Genomic DNA, 16,884 nt, shown 5'->3' on the forward strand with positions numbered 1-16,884 from the left:
TGTCGGAGCCCGCCGGTAACCTGCCGGTCGTGGGGCGCAGCCAGTCACTGCCCAGAGACGGCGGCACCGGGGAGTTCGGCGCGGACGCCGACGACACCGGCTGCTGCATCCTGCACGTCGACATGGACGCGTTCTTCGCCTCCGTGGAGGTGCGGCGCCGGCCCGAGCTGCGTGGCAGGCCGGTCGTGGTGGGCGGTGCGGGGCCGCGCGGGGTCGTCTCGTCGGCCAGCTACGAGGCCCGGGCGTACGGGGTGCGCAGCGCCATGCCGGGCAGCCGGGCCAGGCGGCTGTGCCCGCACGCGGTCTTCCTGCCGCCCGACTTCGCGGCGTACTCGGCGGCCTCCCGTGCCGTCATGGCGATCTTCCGGGATGTGACCCCGCTGGTCGAGCCGCTCTCCACCGACGAGGCGTTCCTCGACGTCGCGGGCGCGGCGCGGCTGTTCGGTCGCCCCGCCGAGATCGCCGCCGCGATCCGCCGGAGGATCCTCGCCGAGCAGGGGCTGACCTGCTCGGTGGGGGTGGCGCCGAGCAAGTTCGTCGCCAAACTCGCCTCGACCCGGGCCAAGCCCGACGGCATGGTCGTGGTGCCGGCCGACCGGGTCCTCGACTTCCTGCACCCGCTGCCGGTCGAGGCGTTGTGGGGGGTGGGTGAGCGCACCGCCGAGACGCTGCGCCGGCTGGGTCTGGTGCGGGTCCGCGACCTCGCCGAGGCCCCGGTCGGCATGCTGCGCTCCGCGCTCGGTGAGGCCGCGGCGCTGCACCTGCACGAGCTGTCGTGGGGGCGCGACCCCCGGACGGTGGTGCCGGAGCGGGTCGAGAAGTCGATCGGGGCGGAGACCACCTTCGACGTCGACGTGACCGACCCCGACGTGATCCGCCGGTCGCTGCTGGCGCTGGCCGGCAAGACCGCCGGGCGGCTGCGCGAGGCGGGCCAGAGCGGCCGGACGGTGGTGATCAAGGTGCGGCTGGCCGACTTCCGTACCCTCAACCGGTCCCGTACGCTGCCGGTGGCCACCGACGTCACCCGGGAGATCTTCGAGACCGCCTGGGCGCTGTTCCAGGCGCTGCGCCCCGGTGAGCCCATCCGGTTGGTCGGCGTACGGGTCGAGGGGCTGTCGGCGGGGGCTTCGGCGCCCCGGCAGCTCGCGCTCGGCGAGCGCGACAGCGGCTGGCGGGAGGCCGAGCGGGCCGCCGACGCGGTGGCCGCCCGGTTCGGCCGTGGTCTGGTGCGCCCGGCGAGCCTGCTCGACGACGAGGCGAAGCGTTCAACGGGCGGACGTCAACCGCCGGGGTGATCTGGCCCTCCCACTTCCGGCCGGGGCCTCCATCAGGCGGGGAAAAACAGTACGCTTGGACGGTCGTCCGGCTTTCCGACCAGCTTGGCCGCTCGTAAACTTGCGACTAAGCAGCCGGATGGCTGTCACGGTCTGTCGATCCGAGCGGATCGGCCCTCGAGGACCGGGGAGGAGTACCGTGCCGCTCTCGGAGCACGAGCAGCGGCTGTTCGAGCAGATCGAGCGGTCGCTAGCCGAGGACCCGAAGTTCGCCTCGGCGGTGCGCGCCACCGACCCGCGCTTTCACGCGCGTCGTCGGATAGTCATCGCTGCCGTGCTGTTCCTGGCCGGTATCGCGCTGCTGATCTACGGTGCGTTCAGCAAGGTCGCCCTGGTCGGCGTGGCCGGGTTCGTGGTCATGCTGGGCTCGGCGGTCTTCGCGATGCAGTCATACCGGCAGGGGCAGAACAGAGACCTGCGGGTGGTCGGCGGAACGGCGAGCCGGCGCACCCGACCACGCCGTTCGTCACTGGTTGACCGGTTGGAAGAACGGTGGCGGCGTCGTCCCGAGGACAACGGCTGACCCACCGGGCCCCATCCGAAGCCCGGCCCAGAGGACACCGCCGGAAGATCGACCGGCCACCTGAAGACCCGATCACCTGAACAGGGACCTGAGCGGTGCTCGGGTCCCTTTCGGCATGGCCGCAGTGCGCCCCGCCGCCCGGCTAGTGCGCCCCGCTGCCCGGCTAGTGCGCCCCGCCGCCCGGCTGTGGCGGGCGGCCGTCGTCTGCCGGGGAAGCGGCCGCCGTCAGCCGGCGGCGCGGGTCAGCGTCGCCCGCCCGCCAGTCGGCCGCGGACGTCGAGCGCGCGGACCAGGGCGTCCCGCCGCTGCTGGAACGCCTCGGTGACCCGGGTCGACGCCTCGGTCACCGCGACCCGCCACCGGCTCACCACCGACGGCGGCAGGACGACCGCGCGGATCCGGGTATGCCAGGACACCCGGTGGGCGATCGCCTCCCGTACCGTGCGCAGCGACCCGGTCAGGTCGTCGCTGCGCAGCGGCTGACGCGCGTACCGGGCCCGTTCCTCGGCCTGCCCGAGCAGTCGGGCGCCGGTGGCCGCCCACTCGTCCAGGGCCGCGAGGGTGATCAGGCGCTCCGCGGTCGCCCGCGGCGTACTGGCGAAGTCCACCGGCAACCGGTAGTCGATCATGGTGTCGATCAGTTCGTCCCACGCCACGTTGGCGCGGCGGCGGGCGAGGTCCATGTCGCGGTCACCGGTGACCACCAGGTCCGGCGAGCCCGCCAAGACGGACACCGCGGCCGGGCCACCGATGCGGTGCGGTGCCCGGCGTCGACGCAGCAGGAGCCGCCACAGGGCGGGGGCGAACAGCAGGACGACGACCAGGAGCCCGCCGAGGATGCCCCACACCGACCAGGACGACGTGGCGGCGGGGGTGGTGCCGGTCGAACCGCCGGTGTCGAGGCGGTCGTCGAGCCGGCGGTCCCCCGGCGCGGTCGTGCCGGAGGGGCCCGGACCACCCGGGATCGGCAGGTCGCTGGCGGCAGGGGTGTCGCCGGACGAGCTCTGTGGCCGGTTCGGGTCCGGTGCCCAGGCCGACTCGACGCCGCCGACATAGGACGCCGGGGTGGCGTCGAACGGTACCCAGCCGAACCCTTCGAAGTACACCTCGGTCCAGGCGTGCAGGTTGCGGTTGGTGAGCGTCCAGGTGTCGCCGGTGCGGGCGTTGCCCCGGCTGAACCCGAAGGCCACCCGGGCCGGGATGCCGGCCGCCCGTACCAGCCAGGCCATGGCCGCCGAGTACTGCTCGCAGAAGCCCTGCTTGTTGGTGAGGAAGTCGACGATCGCGCTGCCGCTGGTGCCGCTCTTGGTCCGCAGGCTGTACGTGAATCCGTTGTCGGAGGCGAAGTAGCTGTGGATCGCGCGGACCTTGTCGTACGGGGTCGACTTGCCGGCGGTGACCTCGGTGACGATCCGGTCGACCTCGGCGTTGCGCGGCACCGTGGTGTACTGCCGCTGCAGCGGGTCGCTCGCCTCCAGCGGCCGGGCGGTGCGCAGGGCCTCGGGGGTGAACTCCGGGCGGACGTACTCGAAGCCGTACCTCTTGTCGCGGGAGTCGCTGCGGCGCGAGTAGACGATCTGGTTGCCGCGGTCGTACAGCCACGAGGCGTCCAGCTTGTCGGTCTTCGTCGGCTGCAGGTAGATCGGCAGGGCGTTCATCTTCAGGGCCAGGATCTGCACCTGGGCGCGGTACGGGTGCAGCGCCACCCCGACGCCCGGCTCGACCGTCGGCGCCGGCAGCCCCGCGGTCGTCGGCTGGCCGCCACCCGGGGTACGGCTGCGGAACCCCGCCGGTGACACCTCGTCGGCCACCCCGAACCGCAGGTAGTACGGGTTCGGGTCGTTGGTGGTCACCTTGACCATGTCGAAGGTCCGGTTGCTGTTCAGTTCGCCGCTGAGCACCGCGAACATGTCCACCGACTGTGACCGGCCGCCCGGACCGATGCCGTCGCCGAAGCCACCGCCCTCGCCGGTCGGGCCGAACCGCTCCAGCAGGCCGGTCGTGCTGCCGGGGACGGCCAGCGGTACGACGATCGCGACCGCGACGCCCACCAGGGCCAGCCGGCGACCGGTCGCCGCCAGTGGCGAGGGCGCCCACGCGTCGACGTCGCGGCCGTCGCCGGTGAAGCGCCGCCCGAACCGCCGGATCCGGTCGACGTTGTCGGTGGCCAGCAGCCACATGAAGCCACCGGCGCCGGCCGCGAACGGCAGGAAGCTGACGCTCTCCTCGCTGACCGCCACCGGGACCGAGTAGATCGCGAGCATCGGCAGGCCGGCCAGGGCCGGCCGCCGGACCACCACGGCCAGCAGGTCGACCAGCAGCGCGACGATGCCGACCCCGAGCGTCGACAGGAACAGCAGCCCCTCGCGGTCGGCGACCGGCACGCCCATGTCCTGCATGTCCTGACCGGCGCTCGCCAGCAGCGAGTGGAAATGCGCGAAGGTCTTCGGCGTCGGGATCACCCCGACCAGTTCGCCTCCACTGTGGAACATCCAGGTCAGCACGAACAGGAAACCGGCGGCCATGACGACCGTCGGGATCCAGGCGGCGACCCGGAGGGTACGCATGAGCAGGCCGACGCCACTGACCGTGATGACCACGATCAGTGCGTCGACGAACCAGGTCCAGTGCGTGAACACGGTGGCCAGCGGCAGCGCCGCCAGGACGGTCGCCCCGGCGGTGACGAGAGTGAGGTGGCGGCGCTGGTTCACGTCCAGGTCCCTCTCATGTTCACAGCCTTCCTGCGATCACGGCCACCCACGATCACGGTCGGTTTCCGGCCACCGTCTCGGCCATCGTGGCGCGGTAGGCGAAGCCCTGGCTGCCACGGGCGGCCTGCGGCCACAGTGCCGGTAGCCGCGCGCCGTGCCCGACCGGTACGACCCGCCAGCCGCCGCGCAGCAGCGCCAGTGCGGCGGCCTCGTGCGTGCGCGCGGTCGTCTCCCGGCTGCCGGCACCCGAGTTCAGCCAGGTGGTGCTGTCGACGAACAGCGCGACGCAGGTCGTGCCGTTGCCGCGCAGCCCGGCCAGCAGTTCCGCCTCGGCCGGCGACAGCAGGCCGAACAGTCCGATGACCAGCCCGCCGTCGGAGCGGCGCCGGACCTGGTCGACCAGGGTCGCGATGTCGCCCTGCTCGGACAGGGTGACCTCGGCGAGGTGGTCGAGCAGCGCGCCCGCGCCGTCGACCTCGTTCACCGTCAGGTCCACGCCCATGCCGGTGACCAGTCGCAGCTTGTACCCGCTGTGGCGCAGGTGCAGGGCGATGCTGGCGGCCGCCGACACCGTCCACTCGAAACTGGCGGTCGGGCCTTCGCCGCGGTGGGCGGACGCCCGGGTGTCGAGCACGACGGTCGCGCGGCTCTCCCACGGCTGCTCCTCGCGGCGCACCATCATCTCGCCGACCCGCGCGGTCGAGCGCCAGTGCACCCGCCGCAGGTCGTCACCGTGGCGGTACTCCCGGGTGGCGGCGTCGTCCTCACCGTGGACGGCGACCGAGCGGGCCCGGCTCTCGCCGGTACCGGCGAACTCCCCGGCGAGCCGGATCGACGGCAGCGGGAAGACCTGCGGGGTGACGGTGAGCCGGTCGACCGTGGAGAACGACCGGGACAGCTCGCACAGCCCGAACGGGTCGGACAGGCGCACCGCCAGTGGCCCCACCTCGTACCGGCCGCGCACGTCGGCGCGGACGCGGTAGGCCACCGAGCTGACCTGGCGGGCGGCGAGCCGCTCCAGCACCAGCCGCGGCCGGCTGCCCAGCGCGTACGGCAGGCGGTCCTCGAGCATCAGCGTGCCGGTGTGCAGCCGGGACAGGTTCTGCAGGCGCAGCACCACCTGGGCGCTCGCGCCCACCGGTACCCGCTGCGGGTCGAGCGTACGGGTGCAGGAGAGCTTGTAGCGGGTACGCCCGACGTAGCCGGCGGCCAGCAGCGGCAGCACACCCAGCAGCGCGGCGACCCGCAGCAGGTCCTTCTCGCCGAGGATCAGCGCGGCGATGGCCGAGGCGAACGCCGCGGCCAGGAAGCAGCGGCCACGCGTGGTCAGTCCGCGCAGCGCCTCGCGCACCTCATCGCCTTCCGGGGTCGTACTGGTTGCGGGTGTCGTATGGGGAGCGCTGCCGGTCGGTGGGGATCGGCAGGCGGCGTACCAGGTCGGCGACGATGGCGTCGGTGGTGCGCCGGGACAGCTGGGCCTCGGCGGTGGGGATGATGCGGTGCGCGAGGACCGGCACCGCGAGTGACTGCAGGTCGTCGGGGAGCACGTAGTCACGCCCTTCGAGGGCGGCGACCGCCCGTGCGGTCCGCAGCATCTGGAGGGTGGCCCGGGGGGAGGCGCCCAGTCGCAGGTCGGCGGACTCGCGGGTGGCGGTGACCAGGTTGACCGCGTACTGCCGGACGGCGTCCGAGGCGTGCACGCCGCGCACGGTCGCGATCGCGCGGCGGATCGTCGCCGCGTCGGAGACCGGCATCAGGTCGAGTACCGGATCCTCGGCGCCGTGACCGTCGAGCATGGCCAGCTCGGCCTTGGGGTCCGGGTACCCCATGGCGATGCGGGCGGTGAACCGGTCGCGCTGCGCCTCGGGCAGCGGGTAGGTGCCCTCCATCTCGATGGGGTTCTGCGTGGCGACCACCATGAACGGCGTCTGCAGCGGGTAGGTCACGCTGTCGACCGTGACCTGCCGCTCCTCCATGCACTCCAGCAGCGCGGACTGCGTCTTGGGCGAGGCCCGGTTGATCTCGTCACCGACGACGATGTTGGCGAACACCGCGCCCGGCTTGAACTCGAAGTCGCGCGCCTCCTGGTTGTAGACGCTCACGCCGGTGACGTCGCTGGGCAGCAGGTCCGGTGTGAACTGGATGCGCCGTACGGAGCAGTCGATGGAGCGGGCGAGGGCCTTGGCCAGTTTCGTCTTGCCGACGCCGGGTACATCCTCGATGAGCAGGTGTCCCTCGGCGAGCATCACGGCGAGCGCGAGCCGGATCGTCGCCGTCTTGCCCTCGATGACCCGCTCGATGTTCGCCACGATCGCCTCGGTCACCGCGCGGAACTCCATTGGCGGCATGGGCCTGCCGAGCTCATCCTGGCTACGTCGGGTCGTCACGGGCCTCCTCCTAGGCGTGTGCGGTACAGCCACCGTCGACTGTGGCGACCGGACCACCGGTACGGGAGGCCGGTCCGTTGCTGCCCCGCCCAGACCGTGTGTGGTGCTCAGGCTATCCGTGATCGCCCGAGGGCGCCGGACACCCGTTCAGCGCGGGATGCTAACAGTACTCCGATTGGACGAGCCCACGATCACTCGTCTGTACCAAAAACGCGGGGGACTGAACGCGGGACCCGGCGGCGGCTCAGCGCGGGGCGCGGAGCTGCAGGATCAGGTCGACCACGAGGGCGGTCCAGCCGGTCTGGTGCGACGCGCCCAGCCCGGCCCCGGTGTCACCGTGGAAGTACTCGAAGAACGGCAGCAGGTCGTGCCAGGCCGGGTCGCGCTGGAACAGCTCCTCGGCGCCGAAGACCGGCCGGTGCCCCCGCGCGTCGTCGCGGAAGATCGCGATGAGCCGGCGGGACAGGTCGTCGGCCACGTCGGTCAGGCCGTGCCGCTCGCCGCTGCCGACCGGGTACTCCACCTGCAGGTCGTCGCCGAAGAAGCTGCCGTAGCGGCGCAGCGCCTCGATGAGCAGGAAGTTCACCGGGAACCAGATCGGTCCGCGCCAGTTGGAGTTGCCGCCGAACAGGCCACTGGTCGACTCGCCCGGCTCGTACCCGACGGTGAAGTCCGTACCGGCGAGGTTCACCGTGTACGGCTGCTCGGCGTGGCTGCGCGAGAGGGTACGGAGTCCGAAATCCGACAGGAACTCCGTCGGCGCCAGCATCCGCTTCAGGATCCGCACCAACTGGTCCGGGCCGACCATTGACAGCAGTCGCAGTTCCTCGCCGTCGCGGGCGCGCTTGGAGCCCACCACGTCGCCGTACTCCGGGCGCTTGGTGAGGAACCAGTGGATGCGCTCGGCCAGTTCGGGCAGGCGGTGCAGCGTGGCCGAACTGATGATCGTGGTGGCGGCCAGCGGCAGCAGGCCGACGACGGAGCGGACCTTCAGCGGTACCGTCTCGCCGCCTTCGAGGCGGAGCACGTCGTAGAAGAACGCGTCGTCCTCGTGCCACAGGTCGTGGTAGTACGCCGCCCCGGCGATGTAGGCGAAGTGCTCGAAGAACTTCACCGCGATGTCCTGGTACACGTGGTCGTGGGTGCCCAGCAGCAGCGCCATGTCGAGCAGGTTGAGCGCGTACATCGCCATCCAGGCGGTGCCGTCGGACTGTTCGAGGACGCCGGCGACGGGCAGGGCCGCCGAGCGGTCGAACGGGCCGACGTTGTCCAGGCCCAGGAAGCCGCCCTCGAACAGGTTGTTGCCGCGCAGGTCCTTGCGGTTGACCCACCAGGTGAAGTTGAGCAGGAGCTTGTGCATCACCCGTTCGAGGAAGTCGTAGTCGGTGCCGCCGTCCAGTTCGAACACCCGCAGCGCGGCCCAGGCGTGCACCGGCGGATTGACGTCGCCGAACGCCCACTCGTACGCCGGGATCTGGCCGTTGGGGTGCATGTACCACTCCCGCAGCAGCAGGAGGATCTGCTCCTTGGCGAACTCCGGGTCGAACCGGGCGATCGTCACGCAGTGGAACGCCAGGTCCCACGCCGCGTACCAGGGGTACTCCCACGGGTCGGGCATCGAGATGACGTCCTGGCAGTTCATGTGCCACCAGGCGCTGTTGCGCCCGTACCGGCGGCCGGGCGGCGGTGGCTCGGAGGCCGGGTCGCCGTCGAGCCAGCGGCGCACGTCGAAGTGGAAGAACTGCTTGCCCCACATGAGCCCGGCGGCCGCCTGCCGGACGATCATGGCCTCCTCGGCCGGCGTGCCGGCGGGTACGAGGTCGGCGAAGTACGCGTCGGCCTCGGCGCGGCGGGCCGCCGTCACCCGCGCGAACCCGTCGCCGAGGTCGGTGGCGTCGAGCCGGGCGGGGGCCTCCTCGGTCTCCGTCGGGGTCAGCGTCAGGCGCAGCCGGATCTCGACCCGCTCGCCGGGCGCGGCGGCCAGCAGGTAGTGCAGCGCGCCCTTGGTGCCCTCCAGGTCGGGGTTGACCGTGTCGGCGCCGTTCACGACGTGGTCGTTGATGCCGTCCTTGGGGTACCGCGACCGGCCGGACCTTCCCCACAGCCGCTCGGCGTTGGTCTCGTTGTCGCAGCACAGCGGCTGCGGTGAGCCGTCACCGGCGAGGACCAACCGGCCCAGGGACCGGTGCTCGGCCACCAGCGAGGCGTCCTTGGCCCGGATCGTCGGCACGTAGTCGTGCCCGGGCAGCCCCCACGACCAGGTGTTGCGGAACCACAGCGTGGGGAGCACGTGCAGGGTCGCCGGCTCCGGCCCGCGGTTCTCGGCGATGATCGTGACGCACATGTCGGTCGGGCCGGCCTTGGCGTAGTCGACCTCGACCATCCAGTACCGGTCGGAGTCGAACACGCCGGTGTCGACGAGCTCGTACTCCGGATCCCGCCGGCCCCGCCGGCCGTTCTCCACATCGAGGGCGCCGTACGGGAACTCGGCCTGCGGATAGTGGTAGCGCCAGCGCATCCAGGAGTGGGTGGGCGTGGAGTCCAGGTACCACCAGTACTCCTTGACGTCCTCGCCGTGGTTGCCCCGGTCGCCGCCCATCCCGAACATGCGTTCCTTGAGGATCGGGTCCTTGCCGTTCCACAGCGCGAGGGCGAAGCAGAAGAGCTGCTTCTCGTCGCAGATGCCGGCCATGCCGTCCTCGTTCCAACGGTACGTCCGGGACCGGGCGTGGTCGTGCGGGAAGTAGTCCCAGGCGGTGCCCCACTCGCTGTAGTCCTCGCGGACCGTGCCCCAGGCTCGTTCCGACAGGTACGGTCCCCAGGCCTGCCACGGACGCTCACCGGAGTTCGCCTCCGCCAGCCGGGCGCGCTCGGCGCCGGGGTCCGCTTCGATCACTGTCGGCTCCTCGATCACACTGGGCATTGTCCCCAATGCCGGTTACGACCGGCTACTTCGGAGGTCTTCGATGGCTTACGCCCCGCCGATCGTGCTCGGCCCCCAGGTCAGCGCTGACCTCGCCGCGGGCGCCGGCCGCGAGTGGCTGGTCACCGACGGCCGTGGCGGCTATGCCATGGGTACGGTCTGCGGGCTGCGCACCCGCCGATACCACGCGCTGCTCGTGGTCTCCGGGGCGACCGCGGCCGCGCGCCACGTCGGCCTCGTCGCGCTCGACCCGGTGATCACGCTCCCGTCGGGGACCGTGATCCGCCTCGGTACCCACGAGTGGGCCTCGGGCGCCGTCGAGCCGCAAGGATACCGGTTCCTGGAGTCGTTCACGCTCGTCGACGGATTGCCGACCTGGCGCTGGCGGATCGGCGACGTCGTGGTCGAGCGGGAGTTGGCCATGGTCCACGGCAGCCCGTCGTTGGCGGTCGTGCACCGGCTGGTCGCCGGCGAGGCGACGCTGACCCTGGAGGCGCTGTGCACCTGGCGGGACGCGCACGGCGAGCGGCACGCGGGCGGCGACCTGCCGACCGTGCCGGCCGCGGACGGCGCCGTGATCGCCGGTGCCTACCGGCTCGCCGGGCCGAACTGGCGGCCGGCGGGGGAGTGGTACACCGGGGCCTACGCCCGGGAGGAGGCCGCGCGGGGGCTGAACGCCGTCGAGGACCTCTGGTATGCCGGCAGCTTCTCGGCCCACCTCGGGGCCGGCGAGGCGCTGGAGGTGTCGGCCTGGGCCGGTGACCTCGACGCACGGCCGCCGCGCCCGGCCGACGTGGTCGACGCCGCGCGGCGGCGGGCCCGGGAGGTGGCCGCGGCCGCGAAGCCCGCCGACGGTACCGAGGCCGCGCTGGCCCTGGCCGCCGACGCGTTCGTGATCGAGACCGGTACGCCCGACGTCGTCGCGGGCTACCCCTGGTTCGGGGCCTGGTCGCGGGACACCATGATCTCCTACGAGGGCCTGTTCCTGGCGACCGGCCGCGCCGACGAGGGCCGCGCGCTGCTGCGCGGGTACGCGGCGACGCTGTCGCGGGGAATGCTGGCCAACACCGCCGACACGGGCGCGACCGAGTACAACACCGTCGACGGCACGCTGTGGTTCCTGCACGCGGTGGCCCGGCACGTCGCCCGTACCGGTGACACGGACCTGGCCGCCGAGCTGGTCGATCCGCTGATGAGCATCGTCGTCGCGCACGTGGCGGGCACCCGCTACGGCATCCGGATGGACCCAACCGACGGGCTGATCACGCAGGGCGTGCCCGGTGAGGCGCTGACCTGGATGGATGCGCGAGTGGACGGGGTCGCGGTGACGCCGCGGATCGGCAAGCCGGTCGAGGTCAACGCGCTGTGGATCAACGGGCTCGGCGCGCTGGCGGCGCTGCGGAACCGGCTGGGCCGGGACGCCACCGACCTCACCGCGCTGCGCGACCGGGCCGTCGCCAGCTTCGCCCGGCGCTTCCCGTCCCCGGCCGGGTGGCTGTACGACGTGGTCGACGGCGACGACGGCGACGACGGCGCGCTGCGCCCCAACCAGCTACTGGCCTGGTCGCTGCCGTACGGACCGGCCCCCGACGGCGGCGCGGCGGCGTTCCGGGCGGTCAGCGCCGCGCTGCTCACCCCGCTGGGGCTGCGCAGCCTGGCACCCGGCGACCCGGCATACCGCGGCCGGCACCGCGGCGGACCGGCCGACCGGGACCGTGCCTACCACCAGGGCACCGTCTGGCCGTGGCTGATCGGCCCCTTTACGGACACCGCCGTGCTTTTGCGCACAGTACCGCCCAGGTTACTGTGCGGTATCGACGTGCATCTGTCAGAGTGGGGAGTCGGATCGGTCAGCGAGACCGCCGACGCGGATGCGCCGCACCGGGCCACGGGCTGTCCGTTCCAGGCATGGTCGGTGGCGGAGGCTCTCCGGGTTCGCCAGAGAATCAGGTGAGCGTTACATCCAGGAAATGCATTCTGCATCGGCGGTAACCCAAACCGGGCAAGATAAGAACCAATCCCAGGCACCCCTTCGTCGACACGGCGGGAAATGCGACTTCCCGCGGTGCCGGTGACCCGTGCCTCGGGAGGATGACCGGCGACAAAAGGGGCCGCGGCGTGGGCGACGACATAGGCATCGGCAAGGGCACAGGCGGCGACGAGCGTAACGGCGTGGGCATCGGCACGGGCGTGGGCAGCGACAGGCGCGGCGGTGTGCACCACGCCATCGGTGACAGCATCGACCAGTTCCGGAAATCCCGGCCGTTGCGGATCCTGATGCTCTCCTGGGAATTCCCACCGGTGGTCGTCGGCGGCCTCGGGCGCCACGTGCACGAGCTGTCCACCGCGTTGGTCGCGGCCGGGCACGAAGTCACCGTGGTCACCCGGCACGCGGCGGGCGCCCCGCTGGAGGAGTACGTCGACGGTGTCCGGGTGGTGCGCGCCCCCGAGGACCCGCCGCTGTTCCCGCTGTCGACGTCGACGCTCCTGGCCTGGACGATGGCGTTCAACCACGCCCTCACCCGGGCCGCGCTGCGGGCCGCCGAGAGCGGCGGGTACGACCTGATCCACGCCCACGACTGGCTGGTCACGCACACCGCGGTCACGTGCAAGGAGCACCTCGGCCTGCCACTGGTCGCCACCGTCCACGCCACGGAGGCCGGCCGCCACCAGGGCTGGCTGCCCGGCGAGATGAACAAGTGCATCCACTCCGTGGAGTACTGGCTGGGCCAGGAGGCCAGCCGGGTGCTGGTCTGCTCCGGGTACATGCGCTGGGAGGTCGGCCGCCTGCTGGACCTGCCCGCCGGCAAGATCGAGGTGATCCCCAACGGGGTCAACGGCGCCAGGTGGCGCGCGACGCCGCGGGCGGTCGCCGCGGCCCGGGCGCGCTACGTCGGCGAGGGGCCGGTCGTCGGGTTCGCCGGCCGGCTGGTGTACGAGAAGGGCGTGCAGGACCTGATCGCGGCCATGCCCCGGCTGCGGGCCGCGTACCCGGGCCTGCGCGTGGTGATCTCCGGCGACGGGCCGTACCGGCAGGCCCTCCAGGAGGAGGTGCGCGGCCGGCGGCTGCACCGGGCGGTGAGCTTCACCGGCCGGCTCGACCAGGACGAGCTGCCGGCGGTGCTCGCCGCGATGGACACGGTGGTGGTACCGAGCATCTACGAGCCGTTCGGCATGGTCGCGCTGGAGGCCGCCTGTGCGGGCGCGCCGCTGGCGGTGGCGTCGACCGGCGGCCTGACCGAGATCGTCGAGCCCGGGGTCACCGGTGTGACGTTCCCGCCCAAGGACCCGGACGGCCTCGCCGGCGCGGTCGGCTCGCTGCTCGCCGACCCGTCGTTCGCCGGCAGGGTCGCCCAGGATGCGCGGATCATGGTCGCCGAGCGGTACGGCTGGGCGACCGTGGCCCGGCGCACCGTCGAGGCGTACGGGAGCGCGCTGCGCCGCGCGCCGGCGTTCGAGCCGACGGAGGCATCGGTGTTCGCGGGCGCGGGTGCGGGTGCGGGTGCGGGTAACGGTGCCGGTGCCGCTGGAGCCGGCGGGGCCGCCGGCGCCCGGGCGGCGGGTGCCGGCGTGCCCCGGGCCGCCGGTGCCGGCGCGGTGGTGCGCCCCCGGATCGTGGTCCCGGAGGGGAACCTGCTGGCCCTCTGACGCGCCGCTGCCGGTCGGGGAGGGCGCTCGGTACCCCCGGGCGGCGCGGGTATCGGGGCGGCCTGCCCAGCAGCGGCGCGGTACACTCGCCTCCATGACCCGGCAGTTCCGGCTTCTTAGCGGGCCGTGCTGACGCACCAGACGGTGACCAGCACGGCGACCCCTCCTGTGTGAGGGGTTTTTTCATGCCCGCACCGCATCCCGGGTGCTGTGAACCCGGATCCGATGCTTTGACATGCTGACCGCGAGGAACCGGCCGAAGAAGGTGGCGAAGACACGATGAGCGAGGTAGCCGACACGACGGCGGTACATGCGGCGGACGGTGCCGGTGACGTCCCGCCGTACCGGTACACCGCCGCGATGGCGAACGAGATCGAGGCCCGCTGGCAGGACTACTGGGCGGAGAACGGCACGTTCCACGCGCCCAACCCGACCGGCGCGCTCGCCGACCCGAGCCACCCCCGCGCCGGCGCCGAGAAGCTGTACGTGATGGACATGTTCCCGTACCCGTCCGGGTCGGGGCTGCACGTCGGCCACCCCCTGGGGTACATCGGTACCGACTCCTACACCCGCTACAAGCGGATGACCGGGTACAACGTGCTGCACCCGATGGGCTTCGACGCGTTCGGCCTGCCGGCCGAGCAGTACGCGGTGCAGACCGGCACCCACCCGCGCACCACGACCGAGGCCAACGTCGAGCGGTACCGGTCGCAGCTGCGCCGGCTGGGCCTGGCCTACGACGACCGGCGCAGCTTCGCCACCACCGAGCCCGACTTCTACCGCTGGACGCAGTGGATCTTCCTGCAGATCTTCAACTCGTGGTACGACCCGGAGCGGCGGACGGCCCGCCCGATCGCCGACCTGATCGCCGCGTTCTCCTCCGGTGAGCGGCCCACGCCCGACGGTCGGCCGTGGGCCGAGCTGACCGAGGTGGAGCGCCGGCAGCTGGTCGACGACCACCGGCTGGCGTACGTCGCGGAGGCTCCGGTCAACTGGTGCCCCGGGCTGGGCACCGCGCTGGCCGACGCCGAGGTGACTCCCGAGGGGCGCAGCGAGCGCGGCAACTTCCCGGTCTTCAAGCGCAACCTGCGGCAGTGGATGATGCGCATCACCGCCTACGGTGACCGGCTGCTGGCGGACCTGGACCGGCTGGACTGGCCGGAGAAGGTCAAGACCATGCAGCGCAACTGGATCGGCCGGTCGGTCGGCGCGCACGTCGACTTCCCGTTCCAGGGCGGTTCGCTGCGGGTGTTCACCACCCGGCCCGACACGCTGTTCGGCGCCACGTACATGGTGCTGGCCCCGGAGCACGCCGCCGTCGACGGAATGGTGTCGGACGCCTGGCCCGAGGGTACGAAGCCGGCCTGGACCGGTGGGCACGCCACGCCGGCCGAGGCGGTCGCCGCCTACCGGCGCTTCGCGGAGTCGAAGTCGGACGTCGAGCGCCAGGCCGACGCGAAGGAGAAGACCGGCGTCTTCACCGGCGCGTACGCGACCAACCCGGTCAACGGCGCCAAGCTGCCGATCTTCATCGCCGACTACGTGCTGGCCGGCTACGGCACCGGCGCGATCATGGCGGTGCCCGGCCAGGACGAGCGTGACTGGGAGTTCGCCGAGGTCTTCGACCTGCCGATCATCCGGACCGTGCAGCCGTCCGAGGGCTTCGACGGCAAGGCGTACACCGGTGACGGCCTGGCGATCAATTCCGCTGATCCTGAAAGTGGGCTCAGCCTGGACGGTCTGGGCGTCGCCGAGGCCAAGGCGAAGATCATCGACTGGCTGGAGGCCAACGGCCACGGCCGGGGCGCGGTGACCTACCGGCTGCGTGACTGGCTGTTTTCCCGCCAGCGGTACTGGGGCGAGCCGTTCCCGATCGTGTACGACGAGACCGGCCTGCCGGTCGCGCTGCCGGAGTCGATGCTGCCGGTCGAGCTGCCCGAGGTCGACGACTTCTCGCCGCGTACCTTCGACCCCGACGACGCCGAGACCGACCCGGAGACGCCGCTGTCGCGGGTGTCCGACTGGGTCGAGGTGACCCTGGACCTGGGCGACGGGCCGAGAAAGTACCGGCGCGAGACCAATACGATGCCGCAGTGGGCCGGCTCGTCCTGGTACGAGCTGCGCTACCTGGACCCGCGCAACGACGCCGCGCTGGTCGACCCGGCCAACGAGCGGTACTGGATGGGCCCGCGCGACGCGTCCGACGTCGGCGGTGTCGATCTGTACGTCGGCGGCGTCGAGCACGCGGTGCTGCACCTGCTGTACGCCCGGTTCTGGCACAAGGTGCTGTACGACCTGGGCTACGTCTCGAGCCGTGAGCCGTTCCGGCAGCTGTTCAACCAGGGCTACATCCAGGCGTACGCCTACACCGACGCGCGCGGCGTGTACGTGCCCGCCGAGGAGGTCGTCGAGACCGACGGCCGCTACTTCTGGAACGACCAGGAGGTAAGGCGGGAGTACGGCAAGATGGGCAAGTCCCTGAAGAACGTGGTCACCCCGGACGAGATGTGCGAGGTGTACGGCGCCGACACGTTCCGGGTGTACGAGATGTCGATGGGCCCGCTGGACGTGTCCCGGCCGTGGGAGACCCGGGCGGTGGTCGGTGCGCAGCGGTTCCTGCAGCGGGTCTGGCGGCTGGTCGTCGACGAACAGACCGGGGCGACCCGGGTGGTCGACGACCCGGCCGACACCGAGACGCGGGGCCTGCTGCACCGCGTGATCGCCGGGGTCCGCGAGGACATGGACGCGATGCGGTTCAACACGGCGATCGCGAAGCTGATCGAGCTGACCAACCGGGCCACCGCGGTTTCCGGGGCCGGCGCGTCGCGCGAGGTCGTGGAGCCGCTGGTCCTGATGATGTCACCGTTCGCGCCGCACGTCGCCGAGGAGCTGTGGCAGCGGCTGGGCCACGACGAGACGGTGGCGTACGTGCCGTTCCCGGAGGCCGACCCGCGACTGCTGGTTGCTGAGACCGTCACCTATCCGGTACAGGTCAACGGCAAGGTACGCGGCCGGATCGAGGTCCCCGCGGACGCGGGGCAGGACGCCGTGCGGGCCGCCGCGCTGGCCGACGTCGCCGACCACCTGGCCGGCAAGGAGCCGCGGAAGGTGATCGTGGTGCCGGGCCGGATGGTCAGCGTCGTCGTCTGACGTCGCGGGCGGCGCGGGGCCACTCGCGCTGCCCGGCCCGCTCGCGCTGCCCCAAGATCCGCGCAATGTCGCAAACATTGCTGCTTCCCCGCTGGGATAGCAGCAATACATGCGACATTGCGCGGATCTTGTACGAGGACGACAACGCCGCGCCACCCCTTGAGTCGTAGCCGTCCATGTGCGTGTCACGCGCACTGGTTGGCTGCGG

General features: G+C 72.1%; 9 protein-coding genes. 5 read left to right on the forward strand and 4 right to left on the reverse strand.

Annotation, left to right across the window (positions count from 1 at the left end; genetic code table 11):
* Positions 1 to 29 precede the first annotated feature (29 nt).
* Together ACNTMW_RS12340 and ACNTMW_RS12345 are read left to right on the forward strand one after the other, a co-directional pair.
* Positions 30 to 1,295: a DNA polymerase IV gene (locus tag ACNTMW_RS12340; protein ID WP_426633603.1), complete on the forward strand. Its 1,266-nt coding sequence runs from the start codon at positions 30 to 32 to the stop codon at positions 1,293 to 1,295.
* 178 nt (positions 1,296 to 1,473) lie between these two features.
* Positions 1,474 to 1,857 (forward strand): DUF3040 domain-containing protein, encoded by a 384-nt coding sequence (locus tag ACNTMW_RS12345; protein WP_426633604.1) that lies wholly within the window; start codon positions 1,474 to 1,476, stop codon positions 1,855 to 1,857.
* A 242-nt stretch (positions 1,858 to 2,099) separates the two neighbouring features.
* On the opposite strand, the gene ACNTMW_RS12350 is transcribed toward ACNTMW_RS12345, so the two are convergent.
* The 4 genes from ACNTMW_RS12350 to ACNTMW_RS12365 form a co-directional block, all read right to left on the reverse strand.
* Positions 2,100 to 4,568: a transglutaminase TgpA family protein gene (locus ACNTMW_RS12350; protein ID WP_426633605.1), complete on the reverse strand. Its 2,469-nt coding sequence runs from the start codon at positions 4,566 to 4,568 to the stop codon at positions 2,100 to 2,102.
* Between the two features lie 52 nt (positions 4,569 to 4,620).
* A complete protein-coding gene (locus ACNTMW_RS12355) occupies positions 4,621 to 5,919 on the reverse strand; it encodes a DUF58 domain-containing protein (protein WP_426633606.1) in 1,299 nt (432 codons plus the stop codon).
* Between the two features lies 1 nt (position 5,920).
* Entirely contained in the window at positions 5,921 to 6,916 is a 996-nt protein-coding gene (locus ACNTMW_RS12360) for an AAA family ATPase (RefSeq protein ID WP_426633734.1), read from the reverse strand.
* A 283-nt stretch (positions 6,917 to 7,199) separates the two neighbouring features.
* The gene (locus ACNTMW_RS12365) at positions 7,200 to 9,878 is read right to left on the reverse strand and encodes an MGH1-like glycoside hydrolase domain-containing protein (RefSeq protein WP_426633607.1); all 2,679 of its coding nucleotides are present in this window, start codon (positions 9,876 to 9,878) and stop codon (positions 7,200 to 7,202) included.
* A 43-nt stretch (positions 9,879 to 9,921) separates the two neighbouring features.
* On the opposite strand from ACNTMW_RS12365, the gene ACNTMW_RS12370 reads away from it, so the two are divergent.
* The 3 genes from ACNTMW_RS12370 to leuS all read left to right on the forward strand — a co-directional run bounded on the left by ACNTMW_RS12370 (position 9,922) and on the right by leuS (position 16,676).
* Positions 9,922 to 11,832, forward strand: a complete 1,911-nt coding sequence (locus ACNTMW_RS12370) for an amylo-alpha-1,6-glucosidase (RefSeq protein ID WP_426633608.1) — start codon at positions 9,922 to 9,924, stop codon at positions 11,830 to 11,832.
* A 323-nt stretch (positions 11,833 to 12,155) separates the two neighbouring features.
* The gene (locus ACNTMW_RS12375; protein ID WP_426633735.1) at positions 12,156 to 13,526 is read left to right on the forward strand and encodes a glycosyltransferase family 4 protein; all 1,371 of its coding nucleotides are present in this window, start codon (positions 12,156 to 12,158) and stop codon (positions 13,524 to 13,526) included.
* A 279-nt stretch (positions 13,527 to 13,805) separates the two neighbouring features.
* A complete protein-coding gene (gene leuS, locus ACNTMW_RS12380; protein ID WP_426633609.1) occupies positions 13,806 to 16,676 on the forward strand; it encodes a leucine--tRNA ligase in 2,871 nt (956 codons plus the stop codon).
* Positions 16,677 to 16,884 lie beyond the last annotated feature (208 nt).

It is taken from the genome of Planosporangium spinosum, from assembly GCF_049999945.1.
In the GTDB taxonomy this organism is placed as follows: Bacteria; Actinomycetota; Actinomycetes; order Mycobacteriales; family Micromonosporaceae; genus Planosporangium; species Planosporangium spinosum.